Origin of the sequence: Microcoleus sp. Z1_A1, from assembly GCF_036700305.1 — a bacterium.
Taxonomy (GTDB): domain Bacteria; phylum Cyanobacteriota; class Cyanobacteriia; order Cyanobacteriales; family Microcoleaceae; genus Microcoleus.
In genome coordinates this window covers 1-16,956 of the sequence record NZ_JAUBOR010000035.1, presented here as the reverse complement: position 1 = coordinate 16,956, position 16,956 = coordinate 1, and the positions used below count along the sequence as shown (strand labels likewise).

11 protein-coding genes are annotated in these 16,956 nt (G+C 45.7%); 6 read left to right on the top strand and 5 right to left on the bottom strand.

Annotated elements, in window-relative coordinates:
- The first annotated feature begins 188 nt into the window (after window positions 1-188).
- From QT973_RS20615 to QT973_RS20590, 6 genes are all read left to right on the top strand, one after another.
- Entirely contained in the window at window positions 189-2,330 is a 2,142-nt protein-coding gene (locus QT973_RS20615; protein ID WP_333392079.1) for a protein phosphatase 2C domain-containing protein, read from the top strand.
- 986 nt (window positions 2,331-3,316) lie between these two features.
- On the top strand, window positions 3,317-5,224 hold the full coding sequence (dxs, locus tag QT973_RS20610; RefSeq protein ID WP_333051441.1) for a 1-deoxy-D-xylulose-5-phosphate synthase: 1,908 nt from the start codon (window positions 3,317-3,319) through the stop codon (window positions 5,222-5,224).
- Between the two features lie 108 nt (window positions 5,225-5,332).
- Window positions 5,333-5,650 carry a hypothetical protein gene (locus QT973_RS20605; protein WP_333051443.1) on the top strand — a complete coding sequence of 106 codons (318 nt, stop codon included), beginning with the start codon at window positions 5,333-5,335 and terminating at the stop codon, window positions 5,648-5,650.
- Window positions 5,647-5,805, top strand: a complete 159-nt coding sequence (locus tag QT973_RS20600) for a hypothetical protein (RefSeq protein ID WP_333212694.1) — start codon at window positions 5,647-5,649, stop codon at window positions 5,803-5,805. Before QT973_RS20605 ends, QT973_RS20600 begins: the two co-directional genes overlap by 4 nt.
- 23 nt (window positions 5,806-5,828) lie before the next feature.
- Window positions 5,829-5,978, top strand: a complete 150-nt coding sequence (locus QT973_RS20595; protein WP_333051445.1) for a hypothetical protein — start codon at window positions 5,829-5,831, stop codon at window positions 5,976-5,978.
- Between the two features lie 7 nt (window positions 5,979-5,985).
- Window positions 5,986-7,209 (top strand): NAD(P)/FAD-dependent oxidoreductase, encoded by a 1,224-nt coding sequence (locus QT973_RS20590; protein WP_333262442.1) that lies wholly within the window; start codon window positions 5,986-5,988, stop codon window positions 7,207-7,209.
- 130 nt (window positions 7,210-7,339) lie between these two features.
- Here QT973_RS20590 and QT973_RS20585 read toward each other — a convergent pair whose 3' ends face one another.
- From QT973_RS20585 to QT973_RS20565, 5 genes are all read right to left on the bottom strand, one after another.
- Window positions 7,340-9,766 carry a sulfotransferase gene (locus tag QT973_RS20585; protein ID WP_333392077.1) on the bottom strand — a complete coding sequence of 809 codons (2,427 nt, stop codon included), beginning with the start codon at window positions 9,764-9,766 and terminating at the stop codon, window positions 7,340-7,342.
- 136 nt (window positions 9,767-9,902) lie between these two features.
- Entirely contained in the window at window positions 9,903-11,975 is a 2,073-nt protein-coding gene (locus QT973_RS20580; RefSeq protein WP_333392076.1) for a Wzt carbohydrate-binding domain-containing protein, read from the bottom strand.
- Entirely contained in the window at window positions 11,976-12,767 is a 792-nt protein-coding gene (locus QT973_RS20575) for an ABC transporter permease (RefSeq protein ID WP_333051451.1), read from the bottom strand. It lies immediately after the preceding gene.
- Window positions 12,768-13,025: 258 nt separating this feature from the next.
- Entirely contained in the window at window positions 13,026-14,369 is a 1,344-nt protein-coding gene (locus QT973_RS20570) for a glycosyltransferase (RefSeq protein WP_333051453.1), read from the bottom strand.
- A gap of 74 nt (window positions 14,370-14,443) precedes the next feature.
- The gene (locus QT973_RS20565) at window positions 14,444-15,634 is read right to left on the bottom strand and encodes a glycosyltransferase (protein ID WP_333392074.1); all 1,191 of its coding nucleotides are present in this window, start codon (window positions 15,632-15,634) and stop codon (window positions 14,444-14,446) included.
- Window positions 15,635-16,956: the final 1,322 nt, after the last annotated feature.

The following is a 16,956-nucleotide window of genomic DNA, read 5'->3' as shown; positions in this document are numbered from 1 at the left end:
CTCCAAGTCAGAGTTTAGTAACTTAGATTACAATTTTAGCCGGTGCAGACTGGCAGAAACTACAATTTCTAGGGGCCCAAAGGCAGTTAAGAAATTGATAGGGCCTAAAATCAGTTTATTCTCAAGCTCATGAATTTGGGCTGGCGAATCATATATCTTCAGAATCTTTTTACACAAACTATTTCGATATGATCAGCAGTTTCTCCGAACCCATTTATTGCCCGAATCTTAGCTGTCCAGATCCCCGCAATACCTTTGGCCGCCAGCACTGTGCAGCGTGCGAAACGGATTTAATTTATCGCTATGTGTGGGTGGTGGGGCCAGCAGCCGAGGAAGTGCCGGCGGGTAAGGTAATAGCCGATCGATACTTTGTCATTGCACCGCAAATCTGGCTCGACAGCCGCCCAGCTTTGCCTCCAAGCGTCCCGGAACACCTGCCGGATACGATTATGCCTTACCTGCATTTGTATCCCCAACGGCTGCATACGCCGGAAGTATACGGTTATTGTTCCCTGGGGGAAGCACCCGAAGCGACAGAGGTGCTGTTGTTGGAAAATGTGCCCATCAATAATTTCGGTCGCCTGTATCCTTCTATTTTAGAAGCTTGGTCTGGGACAACCGGCGCGCGCCAAGTTTACTGGCTGTGGCAAATGCTCCAACTGTGGGGGCCGCTATCGGAACAGGGAGTCGCTTCGAGTTTGCTGGTACCGGAAAATTTGCGGGTGGAAGGTTGGCGGGTACGCCTGCTGGAACTGCACCGGGGCAATTTTGTACCGACGCTGCGGGATTTGGGAGATGTGTGGTCAGGTTTGGTGGAATCCGCGCAACCCGAGGTGCAGTCGAAACTCGGAGAGATTTGTCAGTTTATGCGCCGCAGCAGCATGAATTTCGACGCGATCGCCCTGGAACTAAACGATTTACTATTAGAACAAGCCGCTCAATTGCCTCTACACTTAGAAGTAGTCGGCATGACTGATACCGGGCCACAGCGCTCCCAAAATGAAGACAGTTGCTATCCGGTTGCTGCTGATTTTCAATTTAGCAAAACTTCAGGGGGCGAGAAATTAATTCCTTACTTAACAATGGTTTGCGACGGGGTTGGAGGCCACGAAGGAGGAGAAGTTGCCAGTCAATTAGCCGTGCAATCCCTGAAAGCTTTAATCCAAAATTTGCTCGCAGAAATTGCTCAACAAGAAGAGTTGATGACGCCAACAATGGTGATCAAGCAACTCGAAGAAATAGTCCGAGTTGTGAATAATGTGATTTCTGCTCAAAATAACGAGCAGGGAAAAGAGTTGCGGCAGCGGATGGGGACGACTTTGGTGATGGCCCTCCAGTTGCCTCAAAAAGTGAAAAATTCCGAGGATTTGCCCTCGAATAACAGCCACGAACTTTATTTAGTCAATGTTGGAGACAGCCGCGCTTATTGGATTGGCAGAAATTACTGTCACCGGCTGACTGTGGACGACGACGTAGCCTCAAGGGAAGTCCAGCTAGGACATTGTTTGTACTGGGAGACTCAACTGCGATCGGATGCAGGAGCCCTGACTCAAGCTTTGGGAACGCGGGATGCCGATTTCCTGCGCCCGACGATTCAGCGATTTATTGTCGAAGAGGAAGGCTTACTGCTGCTGTGTTCCGACGGTTTGAGCGACAACGACTGGGTAGAGAAATCTTGGGAGAATTACGGCCCAGAGGTGCTTGAGGGCAAAATGTCTTTGGAAGCTGCGGTTCAGTCTTGGATTCGTCTCGCCAACGAGAAAAACGGTTATGACAACACCTCCGTGGTGGCCACTCACTGTCGGATGTCGCCGGAGAGATTGGTACTGTTTGATCCGGCGGTGGCGTCAGCGCCGGCGTCAGCGCCAGTGTCAGCCTCGGTGTCGCTGCCGCCTTCCCTCGTCGCTGCGTCCCTCCAGAAGTCCGGGAGGATTCCAGAATCTCAGCTTTCAGAATCGTCCAAACAGTTGTTGTACCCCGAAACTTCCCCCGCCCCGGAACCCGTTCAAAAACAGCGATCCAAGCTGCCACTGCCCCTACTGGCGGTGTTGGGGCTGATATTAGCCGGCGGCGGTTTAGGTTTGTGGGTGCAAAGCCGCCAAAGCCCCCAGCCAGAACCCGCACAAGTTCCCCCACCGCCGGAAACTCCTGCCCCGATTCCTTCGGAGACTCCCTCGCCAGGGGCCGAGAGTCCCTCGCCGTCGCCCGAATCGACTCCTGCGGAAATTCCGCCCCCCGATAGCGAGAGTCTCTCGCCGTCGCCGGAATCGACTCCTGCGGAAATTCCGCCCCCCGAAGAAGCGGAAACTCCTTTGCCATCAGCGGAGTAAGGGAGATTACACCTGTGGCAAAAATCCTTTTCCTCAATTGATGGGACTGGCTCTGGGGCCCATCCCACAAGAGTTATTTTTGCTTGTGGGATGGGCCCCAAAACCCGTCCTAATTATTTTTGCAAGAGGTCTATTGAATTAATTTGAGGCATAAGGAAATAGGCAGAAGGAAGGAGCCAGAAGAAGTGTTTTTACAAATATGAGATGCTCCATCACAGTTAATGATTTTGTATCATATTCCGCTTGCAGAAACAAGATGGCTAAAAAGTCAGCCATCACTACAAAAAGTAGTTAAAAATGCTTAAGAATCTCCATGCAGCTAACAATTAGCGATTAGGAACTAATACCAATTTCATAAAGTAGCGCTAGATATTACCCCCCCCAACCCCCCCTCCCGCGGGGGGGCTAAGACTTCATCCATAGCACATCTTTAGATAAATGGTATAACAACATAAGCTTTTTTATATTGACCACGAATTTCTTCATGTGGTACCCGCCACGTGATTTATCCATGGAATCAATCGAAAATCGAAAATCAGAAGAGCCCCCGCATTTATCCGTGGGGTCGCCTCTAAAATCTAAAATCTAAAATCTAAAATCTAAAATCGATTAGCGATTAGGAACTAACAACATAAGCTTTTTTATATTGACCACGAATTTCTTCATGTGGTACCCGCCACGTGATTTATCTCGCGCAAATCAATCCCAAATCGAAAATCGAAAATCACTTATTGCCCCCGCATTTATCCGTGGGGTCGCCTCTAAAATCTAAAATCTAAAATCTAAAATCTAAAATCTAAAATCGATTGACGGCGCACAATTTATTAACTATAATTACCAGACCCGAAATAACAAAATTGTTACGCCTAACAGTTTTTCTCAAATAACCGTTAAACTATTCTAACGTTTGCGCGTACCCAACGTTGCAGGCACAACCTATATCTGTTAAGGATTCGTCCTGATTCACAGGAGCAAGATTTTAAAATATGCATCTCAGCGAACTGACTCACCCAAACCAATTACACGGCCTCTCGATTCATCAACTCGAACAAATTGCCCGACAAATTCGAGAAAAGCATTTAGAAACTGTAGCCGCTAGCGGCGGCCACCTCGGCCCAGGATTGGGTGTAGTCGAACTGACCTTAGCACTCTACCAAACACTCGACCTCGATCGCGACAAAGTTACTTGGGATGTCGGCCACCAAGCTTATCCTCACAAATTGATAACCGGCCGCTACAACCAATTTCACACCCTGCGCCAAAAAGACGGCGTTGCAGGCTATCTCAAGCGCTGCGAGAGCAAATTTGACCACTTCGGCGCCGGCCACGCTTCCACAAGCATTTCCGCAGCGTTAGGGATGGCGATGGCGCGCGACCTCAAGGGGGAAAACTTTAAAACTGTAGCAGTCATCGGCGACGGCGCCTTGACTGGGGGCATGGCACTCGAAGCGATTAACCACGCGGGCCATATGCCGAAAACCAATTTGTTAGTTGTGCTCAACGACAACGAGATGTCAATCTCGCCCAACGTCGGCGCAATTACCCGCTATTTGAACAAGATGCGATTGTCGCCACCGGTGCAGTTTCTCAAAGATAACTTAGAGGAACAATTCAAACACATTCCCTTTGTCGGCGAAACTTTTACTCCAGAAATGGAACGCCTCAAAGAAGGGATGAAACGCTTGGCTGTCTCGAAAGTTGGAGCAGTAATTGAAGAATTGGGCTTTACTTACATGGGCCCGGTAGATGGACACAATTTGGAAGAGTTAATTACCACTTTCAAACAAGCTCATACTATCCAAGGGCCTGTGCTAGTTCACGTTGTGACGGTGAAGGGCAAAGGATATGCGATCGCCGAAAAAGACCAAGTAGGATATCACGCCCAAAATCCCTTTAACTTAGCCACAGGCAAAGGCATTCCCTCCACTAAACCAAAGCCTCCAGCTTACTCGAAAGTCTTTGCCCACGCCCTAGTCAAGCTAGCAGAAGATAATCCGAAAATTGTCGGCATTACCGCTGCTATGGCAACCGGAACTGGTCTGGATAAACTTCATGAAAAACTGCCTAAACAGTACATTGATGTCGGGATTGCCGAACAGCACGCCGTGACTTTATCCGCTGGTTTAGCCTGCGAAGGAATGCGCCCGGTTGTGGCAATTTACTCGACATTTGTCCAGCGGGGATACGACCAAATAATTCACGATGTTTGTATCCAAAATTTGCCAGTTTTCTTCTGTTTGGATCGCGCGGGCATTGTCGGTGCTGACGGCCCAACTCACCAAGGAATGTACGACATTTCTTTCTTGCGGTGCCTGCCAAATATGGTAGTTATGGCACCAAAAGATGAGGCAGAATTGCAGCGGATGGTAGTCACGGGAATTAACCACACCAGTGGCCCGATCGCCATGCGTTACCCGCGCGGCAACGGTTACGGCGTGCCTTTGATGGAGGAAGGTTGGGAAGAATTGCCGATCGGCAAAGCTGAAATTCTCCGCAACGGCGACGATGTGCTGATTTTGGGTTATGGTTCAATGGTTTATCCGGCAATGCAAACCGCCCAGATTCTGAGCGAGCACGGTATTGAAGCAACTGTCATCAATGCGCGTTTTGTCAAGCCTTTGGACACCGAATTAATCTTGCCTTTAGCACAGCGAATCGGCAAAGTTGTCACAATGGAAGAAGGCTGTTTGATGGGAGGCTTTGGTTCAGCAGTAGCCGAATCTTTGCTCGACAATAATGTCCTCGTGCCCCTGATGCGGTTGGGTGTACCCGATACATTGGTAGATCATGCAACGCCTGAACAATCATTTGCCAGTTTGGGATTAACTCCGTCGCAAATGTGCGATCGTATCTTAGCAACATTCAGCCGCAAACAGTCTCCTGTTAGCGTGTAAATAGCTAGAATGGTAGGGTGCAGCGCACCTTACCATTCTAGCTCCGATCTATGACAGTGAAAGAGCAGCATGATTGAAGGAAGATTTGAGGATAAGGGAGAAAAAACAATGACTAACGTAAAACCAAATCGTACCGTGCGGCGGGGAAGACTGTTCCCAGAAATTCAGTGGTCAGAAGAAAAAAAAGCCCAGTGGCGAGCCGAAAGAGAAGCATTTTATCAGCGCTGCAAACCAATTTTCGATCGCCTCAAACCAGAATTGATTAAAACCCACTACAACTGGTACATGGCCGTTGAACCCGACAGCGGAGACTATTTTATCGACAAAGATGATATGGTGGCTACCAAAATGTGTCGCCAGAAACATCCAAATGCTATCCCCTTCATGTTCCGCATCAACAATACAGGGGCGTGTGGCACGATATGATTCAAGGAACATTTGGTGATGAGGATGAGCTATTTTTGGAAATTGAATTGATTGCTGATAACGGCTTAGAATTACCTGTTGATGCCCTGCTAGATACAGGTTTTTCGGGCTGGTTAGCAATGGACAGTCAATCGATTTTAGATTTTAGATTTTAGATTTTAGATTTGAAATTGAATAATTGAATAAAGCGAGATTACGGATGAATCCGGGGGATTTTACCCTAATGGGTGCCGGAGTACCGGAAATTTTAATCGGCCGCCAGTTGTTGAAAAATCGGCGATTGGTAGTTGATATTTCGGCGGGTGTTTTGACATTGGAAGCGAGTTAAAAGCAAAATGAATTTAAAAAGTTTTGACATAGTAATAGTAGGAGCAGGCCCTGCAGGCGGTCACTGCGCGAGAATCCTAGCCCAATCCGGCCACAAAGTCTTGCTGGCAGAGCAAAACGACAATTTTAATAAAAATGACTTTTCTAGCGCCGCTACACCTCTAGAAACCCTCTCTAAATTCGATTTACCTGAATCCGTTATCGGCAGTTTTTGGCACAAACTTACTATTGAAACTAGCAAAGTCAGTCAAACTTGGGAGTCTCCCGAAAGCTTGGGAGTTGTTCTCAACTTTGCTAAATTTAGAGCATTTTTGGCTGGCGAAGTTGAGCGATTTGGCGGTGAAGTTTGGCTTGGTTATCGCTACATTCGACACTCACAAGAAAACGGCGAAACAATAGTCGAATTTAAACAGTTATCCGACGGTAAACTTATCCAAGTTAGCACGAAAGTATTGGTTGATGCTACTGGCTTCGCTAGGGCGGTTATGTACGAAAAAGAGAATGATAAGCCCAATTTTTTGTCGGGAACTGGAATTGAATATTTAATTGAAGTAGAGCCAGAAGTTTACAATAAATACAGCGGTGATTTAATCTTCTTTTTGGGCGATAAATGGATGCCGAAGGGTTATTCCTGGATATTCCCAATGGAACAAAACCGACTGAAAGTTGGTGCGGGTCGCATTTTTTTAGACCCGAAAACGGTGAGGCATTTGTCACCGCTGAAAAAATATATTGATTTACTGATTGATGAATATCTGAAGTCTAAAAGTTATAAAATTATTGACAAACATGGTTCGACGCTGAAGTACAGTCCTGGTTTGAAGGATATTTATTGGAAAGAAAATAATGTAATTGCGATCGGCGATACTGTCTCGACAGTAAATTTTTTGGGCGGCGAAGGGATTAGACACGGGATGGATGGTGCCCAAATCGCAGGGAAATATATTCAAAGCTATTTGCAGGGGAAAATCTCAGATTTTCGGGATTATGAGACCCAAATGCACCGCAAGTTTGATCGGAAATGGAATATTTCAGAAAGGTTGGCGGTGAGAAAGTATATCGATGATGTTAATGATGAACTAACCGATAAAATGATTTCTTATTTAAAGTATATGAAAACTGAAGAGGTGATGGATATTTTATTTTATTATAAATTTGAGAGAATTTCCAGAGGATTCGGCGGTTATTTGCAGCGGAAAATCAAGGGATTGATTAAGCGATTTCACTTGTAAGGTGCGTCTGTTGAAAAATTGTTAGTTGAGGGAAAAATCTCGCTGGCTGACGCAGCCTACTGACTTAAAAGTAAGGTGCGTCTGTTGAAAAATTGTTAGTTGAGGGAAAAATCTCGCTGGCTGACGCACCCTACAAACCTAATTGCCATAAAAATTTTTCTCCTGTAACTTTAATGCGCGGCAGAGACATTAAATTATCGTCAAAACTGCTATAATTTAATTTATATGATACACCAAAAGTATATCCACTCGCTCCAATTAAATGCGCTACAATTGGATCGACATCCCCGTAAGGATAGGCAAAACATTTAACAGATTTCTCTAATCCCCGTTCTAAGATAGCACGGGATTTCGCCCCCTCCCGCACAATTTCTGTCGGCGACAATGCCGTCAAAGGTTGATGAGTAGCAGACATAGAACCGAATTCAATTCCTGCATTCTGCAGTTGCAAAATTTCCGGCCATCCCATTAACTGCACTTCTTCAAATTCGGCTTTTTCCCAACTATTTGTCTTTCCTATTGACTCAGCTACGAGAAAAACAGTCGCTGTAAAATCAAAGCGTTTTAGCAGAGGCCAAGCATATTGGAAAAAGTCGAGATAGCCGCCGTCAAAAGTCATCAATACAGCTTTACCGGGTAAAGGAGTTTTATCCCGTTTCGCACTTTGCCAATTTTCCCAACTCGCACTATAATAACCGCGATCTTTGAGATACTGCAACTGTTGTTCCAAAACCTGGGGGCTAACTGCGTCTAAACTGTCAGGAGAAATGCGGCGGTAGGAGAGAATCGGCAGCCTTTGTGTAACGCTATGGTTGTCCAAAACTTGAGGTTTCACGGAGTGAGAAACTTCCTGATAAGAAGATTTTGAGCGAATGATTTCCGGTGCGTAAAATACTTGCTTTGGGAACTCGTTTTCTTGGGGAATTTGCATTGTCGGTTCCCCCGCGATTGCTGCGGCTGACTCGATTTCCTGTAGCGCAGCCGCCGGGAGTGAGGCGCGACGGCTGACACTTGTCCCGATCGCACCCGATCGCCTGCCGAAGATCACCGCATTTTGGGGGTAAATGCCCCCAGCACCCGGTGCATTCAAACTGTCTGGCAAATTTGACCTTTGTTGAGCACAAGAGGCTAAGCGCGATCGTAGCCATTGCTTGCCGTTGAGTGGTTTTCCCAGCAAAGCTTCTCGCACGGCGGCGACGCACAACTCAAAACCCATATTTCGATTAATTGTCGATCGCAATTTTTGAGCCGAAACAAAATTATTTTCCACCGCAACAGTGACAATCCCGACAGCAACGCCGCCTACTTTCACCAGCAGGTTTATTTCAGAAAGCTCAACTTTTATATTAGCAAATTCCTCGCTAACTTCTACAGCAATCAAATCTTTTTCGAGGGTAATTGTTGGGACTTCCTCAGCTATTTCATGATTGTAGAAATCCTCCAAATTCCAATGGGGACGCCCCCATAATTCTTGCAAAAATAGCGTCCAGTCATGTTTAGGGTGCAATGGTTTCAGCACAGTTTCCCACAATTTATTGCCTTTTTCGCAGCGATTGCGTTGAAAGAAGCGATCGAGAATTTGCCAAGCAAACTGGGCTGCAACCGCATCCGCCAACACCGAAGCCGCAACCATGCCATCGCAAATCGGCAATTCAACAATACCGAGTTTAATTCCTTCTAGTTTTATCGTACAGCACAGGCGATCGTATATTTGCGGAAGATTACAAATATCGGAAATTGGTTCGCTCACTTCCACCGTCAACTTCCAGGCAATTTCACCCTTTACTCGCTTAATCTTATCTAAAATATATCGAATTTCCTGGTCATTAAAAATTTTATGATATTTGTGAACCTTATTACTTTTAACCTCTCTATCAATCCCTTGATGCCAAGGCAGATTTAAACTGAGATGAGCAGCTTTTTCTTGATAAAACTCCAGCATTTTATCATCATACTCAATTTCCATAAACTGACAAAGTTTTTCTAATTTTTTGACTTTATTGTCGAGTATTTCCTCATACTTGACTAATATATGATTAGAATTTTTAGCATATTTGTGACTAATTAACATCGCCTCCTTCCAGCGATGGATACAGTGGTTTAAATCCCAACCAGGCCCCCACAAATCATGAGAATTCCTAGTCGCCTCATGCAGAGAAGCTATTGTATCCATACTGTTTCGCAAAATATGTATAAATTTAGCATCCGGCAAAAAGCGCTGTATGTCCTCAATAAAATATATGTGTTCCGGCGTTTTTTCCAACCAAATACTTTTGTTTTGTTCCGCCGCCAAACCATCCAAAACTCCGACAAACCAACTAACTTTAGTTGCCACAGTTTGACTATCATCAAAACCTTGCAAAAGTTCAGGCCGATTAATCTCATCCTTAAAAAAAGCTTCCATCCTACCTGGCAACTTTCCCGCAAACTTCTTGTACAGTAAATAGTGAAAAAACTTAGATTCAGGAAAAGAAATAACTTCAGGGTGAGCAGCTAATAAACTTTGAAGCATGGTTGTGCCGCTTCTCGGAGAGCCTACTAAAAATATCCGTTTCATTTTTCTAGCTGATAGATGGTTTGTGAATTAATTTTTTTTTTAGGAACCGCAGAGAGCGCAGAGGGCACAGAGGAAGAGAAGAAAGAGGTATGATTCATGTTCGTCTCTGGGCACTCTGCATTTAAAAACTTTTTTCCTAACTCCAACTAAAATCCTCATGCAATAAATCCGAAAGTTCCTGATTGTAAGGTTTGAAATAATTAGTCAATTCTTGTTCTATTGTCGCTGGCATTTGGCTGTATTCATCGACATGATTAATTTCATATTTTTTACTTGTATTTTCACTAATATCCAGGAATTTCAATACTTCGGAAAATACTTTGCCTGTATGTGCGTAAAAATCTTCGCTCTTGATAATTAGCAACTGTTCTCTCGGAAAATAGTCGAGCCAATTTTTGATTTGTTCTACATAAATTCCCCGCGACAAATAGGAATAATGCTGGTGATTGAAACTGTAATAATTTTCATCTGCTTTGATTTTTTCAATCTCACCTTTGAGTCGAGCGGGTTCAGAAGCGATCGCCTTTTCAAAATCCAACTTTTCGGTGCCTCGCGCCACTTCTAAATGATAGTGCATCCACGCTCGTTTTACTGGGTTTCCCAGCATTACAATCAGCTTAACATCCGGGAAACACTTGTAAACTCGCTCCGCCACCAAAGGATGATAAATATAGTAAGAAGTCATCTCCCACAGGATCACCTTCTCACTCGCTACACTCCGTGTCAACTGCTTGCTGTACCAATCAACACCACGCTCAAAATTTAATTCAAAAAAGTGAATATCTCGAGAACCTTCTTTGATAATTTGCAAGTGATTTTCGAGATGGCTGTATAGATATTCTGTGCCACAGTTTTGAGCGCCAATTATTAAAAAGTCAGGTTTTTGCTTGTTTTCCAACTGAGTCAAAATCTTGGCGTAGCCTGGATTATTCTTATCCAAATCGTAAGTTGCCGTGGCTGGTTCGGCCACATCCATAAGCGGCATTTTGCCCTCAAATTCCCAGCGGTACGGCGGACAAAGAATCGTTTTTTGGTTTACAGTCGATCGCACGTACAGCGGATAAACCTGCCACTGATAATCGTAGGCGTAAGCCAAAGTTTCCTCGTAAACCCCAGCATTCACGTAATACTGACCGTTTCCTAAATCCAGCCTATCTATTTGCAGCCGGATTTTGCCTTTCCCTTTCACCAGCGGCAGCAGTCTGCCCATTTGATTAGTATTAGTCTCAAAACAACTTTGACCATCATCCCTGCTGATTGTCACGGCAAAAATAGCAGCAGAAATTTCCTGCGCCACCGAATAATGAATTTCAATGCTAATAGCATCACCGCTATCTATTTCCGTATTTGGCGACACTTTGACATCGGTAATTTCTACTTCCATAGTACCGAAGCGATTCTGATTACCTCGCAGTGGCGAACCGCTACTTGTAGCTTCAGCAGCACGCAGGGGAGTGCTATTTTCTGTGGACGATCGCATTTCTGACAAATACTGACCGACTACCACTTCCGGTTCCCCGTAAGCGACGATTTCACCGGATTTCAGCCACAAAGCCCGATCGCACATTTTCTGAATTTGCGACGCAGTGTGAGAAATCAAAACAATCGCGCATCCTTGATTCTTAAACTCAGTTATCTTATTCAAACATTTAGTTTGAAAAGCCACATCACCAACCGACAAATGTTCATCAACTAACAGCACTTCTGGATCGGTATGCACCGCCACCGAAAAAGCCAGCCGCATTTTCATCCCCGTACTATAAGTCCGCGTCGGGCTGTCAATAAACTGTTTTAACTCTGCAAATTCCACAATATCGTCAAACCTGCGCGCCACTTCCCGGCGAGTCAAACCGGCCACCACCGCGCCCACAAACACGTTTTCTCTGCCCGTTAGATCCGTGTGAAAACTCGCACCCAAATCTAACAACCCGCCAATTCTGCCGTTAACTTTAATAGAACCTTCCTCAGCCCTGCAAATACCGCCTACAACTTGCAGCAGCGTTGATTTTCCCGCGCCATTCTTTCCAAGAATTCCCAGCATTTCGCCAGGAGAAACAGTAAAATTTATATTCCGCAGCGCCCAAAAACTCGCCTCCGGCTTCAGCTTCCACCAACCGGACAAAGCGGCTTCCATAATCGTATGAGGTTTCGCGGTAGAGTAGCGGTTAAAACGCTTACCCAAACCTTTGACAATAATTGCTTCACGCATTTACACTTCCTCCACAAAATGAGCGCTTTGCCGTCTAAAAATTCCCAGTCCGATGGGTAAAAGAGCCGCCACAGCCAAGCTCAAAATTAACAGAGCAGACCAATCCGGCTGCATACCTTTAAGAAGTATGGCGCGGTAAGCTTCAATCAGGGGCACCATTGGATTTAAGTAATAAAAAATCTTAAATTTTTCGGGGACGCTGCTGATGTCGTAGAAAATCGGAGTCAGGTAAAACAGCATCTGCAAAACTACTCCCAAAGTGTGCTGAGTGTCGCGGAAAGTGACATTCAAAGCGGCAAGGGGATAAGCAAAACTAACTGTCAGGAAAAACTGAATAATCATCAGCAGCGGCAACAACAAGAGCACTGCATTCAGAGGAGCGCCATCAATTGCCAGAAAGATAAGTAACACCGGCAATGCTAAGAAAAAGTGAATGAGCCCCGTCGTCGTCGTGACTATCGGCAAAATTGCCGACGGGAAATTTGGCTGCCTGATTAGTGGCTTATGATTGGTAATTAATGCCGTTGATTTAAATAATACCGTTTGAGACCAATTCCAGATTAACAAGCCGCTGAAAGCAAAGGAAGAAAATTTTGGAATATTAAGGGGTACTACAGAGCGAAACAAAAAGGAAAATACAGCCAACTGTAACAGCGGACTGATTAAAGTCCAAGCAATCCCCAAGGTCGATCGCTTGTAAAGTAATTTCATCTCGCGATCGACCAATACCCGTAGCAAATCAAAGAAATGAGTTATTTTGCGAATATAAGCTACCTTTCCCGCATTTCTCACAGCACACCCCCAGCAACTATCTGAGGTTCTCCCCCGGATAAATTCCAGGGCAGAATCTTAACCAAATTCAGGGTCTGTACCAGAGTCTGTTTGTCAGAAATTGGTTCTAAAAAATCTGCTTCGATCAATTTTATTGTCATAATTACCTTTGTCACTTTCTGTGGCTTTTAATATCTAAATTACTATTTTCTATCACTTAATGTCTGACTTGATTACACCTCTATATTCTGTTTTTTATATAATCTAATTATGTCATTTCTAGGAAGAAGTTTTCAGGTTTTTTTTCTCCAATACTGTAAACAACTGTAGATTTTGAAGTAGGGTGTTGTCAACCAAGCTAGGCTCGGAATGAGCAGCACTTTTGGGCATACCCTTAACCGCGATCGCCCGAGCCAGGGGTTCGGCAAAGTCAAGGGCCAGAATCGATCGCAAGTGAGCGCCCCGCAGTGGCTCTACACCGAATTTGGGAGTGACGTGACCGACAGACAGTTCACCGTAACTGAGGTAAATGCCATCGGGTTTTTTCTCGTCAATGATTCGTTCTGCTGCTTCCCAACCTTCCTGCAAATCGATTTCAATTTCATGTCTGCCCAAGTCAGCACCAGCAGGCTCACCTTGCATAAAACTAGAAAGAGCCGATCGACTTTTCAACTCATCAATAGCACCCCGCAAATACCAATAAGCGCGCAATTTTGCCCGCAACCACCGCCAAGTTCCCCGCATCCCCAAGCTTTCGAGTAAATCAAGAGATTTCCTGGCTCCCACAGCCAGCCAATCCACAGCAGCCGGCCAGAAAAACGTGACCGCCACCACAATTTTATCCACCAGCGAGTCAGCAGTTTCGTAGACTGCTATCGGCAGTATCGGTCTAAGTTCCGGGTGTCGGTACCCGATCAAAACATTCGATCGCCCTTCCTGACGAAATCTGCCGAAAGAGCGATCGAGATTGTTAGTTTCGTGTTCGTAATGATAGCCCACTGCTTCAGCAGCCACAACAAAAGGTACATTAGCTTTCAGCAAACGCATCCCAAACTCATAATCTTCTCCGCCACAGTTCCCAAAAGCCGAATCAAACCCATCGAGACGAGCAAACAGTTCTGCATCCAAAGAAAGGTTGCCGCTGAGCAAATCTAGATAAGTAAATCGATGACCGGGCTGACTCATCTGATAAAACTTCTCTTCCCACCACGATCGCACTTCCACCTCGAACAATGTAGTTCCTCCATGCAACTTAGGCGGATAGGGGCCCATGACAGCCGAGCCCGGACGCAAAGAGTGAACCCGCGCATGACTTTCCACCAAAGGCGGCAGCGCTTCGATATCGTCGTCGAGAAACAGCAGCAATTGCCCCGTAGCCGAAGCCGCTCCCGTATTGCGGGCGATGGCAGCACTCCGGCAATTTTCCTCGATCGCCTGCACTTTAAACCGAGCTTTATAGTCTTGTAGCATTGCCAAAGTATTATCTATGCAGCTATCTGCCACTACAATAACCTCGATCAGGTCGATCGGATAAGTCTGCAAGTGCAAAGCATCCAAAGCCCGCCGCAGCGAAGAACTTCGGTTGTGGCTAGGAATAATTATGCTAACTGTTAGATTTTCCATATTTACATTACAACAATTAACTTCATCTGCATTTCATCTCCCTTCATCGACCGTTAAAAATAATCTACAAATCCCTATTCATTGCTCCCCTTCATTTTTTGTAACAACTTCCTAGAAGCAAAATAAGCCATCGGCCCGCTAATGCAGCCCCGCAGTTGAGCCCACAGCAAATCCCTCGGAACCGCATCCGGCTGCTTTCGCAAAGAAGCAATTAATTCAGGAATTTGCTTATACCACAGCCATCCCCAAGCTAATAGAGGCACACTGAATTCTCTGTTGATTACAAACATCCGCGTCCAGAAAGCATAGACTCCGATGCCGTAGCCTTGGAGCGTTTTTCGCAATTCTTCCCAAGTGCGCCGATGGCGGTGCCAACTCAATGCTCTCGGCTCGTAGACAATGCAGTAGCCCGCGCGCAAAATGCGGGCAAAAAGTTCACAGTCTTCGCCACCCACCGTGGGCGTTCCCGCCCCCAAAGCTTCGTCAAACAGCCCAATGTAGTCGATCGAACTTTTCCGCAAAGCCATACTCGCCGAAACTCCCACAAGATGCACAATCAGAGGATTGCAGTGCGCCCCATCAACAACTCGGCGCTCAAATCCCCGCCCGTGGGGGCTGTAGCGCTCGAACCATTCTTGCGCTTCGGTTTCCAGTTCCAAGGGCATCACCAGCCCCGTGACGCACATCACTCGCGGATCGCTGAAATTTCGCAAGAGCGATCGCAGCCAGTTCGGATCGGGGGCCGCATCGTCATCTGTAAACGCTACGAATTCATGTTTAGCTTCGCGTAAAGCTCGGTTACGGGCAGCGCTGGAGCCTGGTAAGTCTTCGCGCACATAGCGGGCTTGTGGGTAATTTTTGACCAGTTCCTTCGTCGCGTCCGTGCTGGGGCAATTGTCAATTACTAAGTATTCCTGACCCTCGTCTGGGAGCTGCATCAGCGCGTCAAGAGTGCGCCGCAAATCTTCCGGGCGATCGCGCGTGCAAACCGCTACTGTAGCGATCGGCAATACCTCCACCGACCCCCGCTCATCCCATTCTAGAGTCTCGTAGAGCAAGTTTTTCCACAAGTTGTCCCCCGCAGCCTTCATCAGTGTTTCCCGTAATTCGTCACCGCCAATGCCACCTCCGACTACGGACAAAAGAGCTTGACCGATCGGTTTTCCGTGCAGTCGAATTAAAACCAAGGCTTTGCTGTAACGCTCATCAACCGTAATTTCTGGCGGGAGTTTGGAGATTTCCAGCTCAACAATAGCTGTTGCCATTTTAGATTTTATCTTTTATATTTTAGATTGCGAAAAAATCCTAGATACTCCGTATATTACCGGATGTATTTTAGCATAAATTGTTTTAGGGTATAGCAACTTCTCAATGCCACACTTGCCGATCGCCGATTGCGAATCAAATTGCGAATCAAATTGCGAATCAAACATAAAGCCTCATTGCTTTTATTGCTTTTATTTATTTTTACTTTCAATTACCCGCTGATGTCAAGTTTTTTCCCAACACAAGTTTTACCATCGGCAACGATCCCGCGTCGAGGATTGTGTCAATTGCAGGTATTATTGGCAGCCGATCGCCACCAAGCCTCGCCATTAATGCCACATCTAAAAACCCGATTTTTTGATAAAACCGGGTTGGTGCGATCGCTCCTCATTTCAGCTCTAATTGCGCTCTGATAAGCTGTGGAGCATTTAAAATAGTATTGTAGGGTGCGGAGCGTCCTCCGCGTTTCCCTTGCCGGTGGAAGCGATCGAGAGCTGACGCACCCTACTGGCCTCGTTAGTGGTTTAAATGCTCCACAGCTTACTATTCTCAAAAACCTAAGCTGTGGCGGCATTTAAATTGTATATCAAAAAAAATAAATTCGTGTGGGAAGTAGGGGGTTCGGCGTCCCGCCCGCCCTGAATATACAATTTAAATGCACGACAGCATACCAAATAATTCAACACTCTCGCCCTTCAAACTTTCGCGATCGAACCGCGCACGGATTAGGTGAAAAATACTCCCAAACTCAACCCTAAATCAGACCCATAAACGATAAAAGAAACAGGAGATTACAGGCTGGTTGGAGACTCATCGAGCTGAGATTACTTCTGGCAACTTAGTGGTATTTTTACAGAATGAATATCATGTATTGTCTGGGGATTTATGTGGCTATGTTTGGGGTTAAACAAAAAAACGCATCGTTTTGCCCCCTTGTCAATGAGCGGAGTAAACAAACGTATTATGGGGCAGTCAATCGATGGCGCGATTTTAGATTTTAGATTTTAGATTAAAGAATTGAAGTATTGACTTGCGCGAGATAAATTCGGGGGATCCTTTATCGGATACAGGTTTTTTATTTCTGCACGGATGAATCACGTGGCGGGTATCCTGGAGGCTTTCGGTCAAAAAGCCATTTACACTCTCTCCTCGATAGCCACAAGGTTTACTTAGAAGAATGTATCAAACTTTTACAAAAAAACCCATCAAACTCATAAAGTCTCTCTCTGCCTTGACAAAAGCAGTTAGGAATGAGAATTAAATAACTTCCACTCTTGAAAGTGGGATGGGCGTCCCGCCCGTCCACTCATGACGGGCGGGA

Coding starts and splice junctions, on each gene's coding strand:
- QT973_RS20615 (WP_333392079.1), top strand. CDS start 189: ATGATCAGCAGTTTCTCCGAACCCATTTATTGCCCGAATCTTAGCTGT.
- dxs (WP_333051441.1), top strand. CDS start 3,317: ATGCATCTCAGCGAACTGACTCACCCAAACCAATTACACGGCCTCTCG.
- QT973_RS20605 (WP_333051443.1), top strand. CDS start 5,333: ATGACTAACGTAAAACCAAATCGTACCGTGCGGCGGGGAAGACTGTTC.
- QT973_RS20600 (WP_333212694.1), top strand. CDS start 5,647: ATGATTCAAGGAACATTTGGTGATGAGGATGAGCTATTTTTGGAAATT.
- QT973_RS20590 (WP_333262442.1), top strand. CDS start 5,986: ATGAATTTAAAAAGTTTTGACATAGTAATAGTAGGAGCAGGCCCTGCA.
- QT973_RS20585 (WP_333392077.1), bottom strand. CDS start 9,766: ATGAAACGGATATTTTTAGTAGGCTCTCCGAGAAGCGGCACAACCATG.
- QT973_RS20580 (WP_333392076.1), bottom strand. CDS start 11,975: ATGCGTGAAGCAATTATTGTCAAAGGTTTGGGTAAGCGTTTTAACCGC.
- QT973_RS20570 (WP_333051453.1), bottom strand. CDS start 14,369: ATGGAAAATCTAACAGTTAGCATAATTATTCCTAGCCACAACCGAAGT.
- QT973_RS20565 (WP_333392074.1), bottom strand. CDS start 15,634: ATGGCAACAGCTATTGTTGAGCTGGAAATCTCCAAACTCCCGCCAGAA.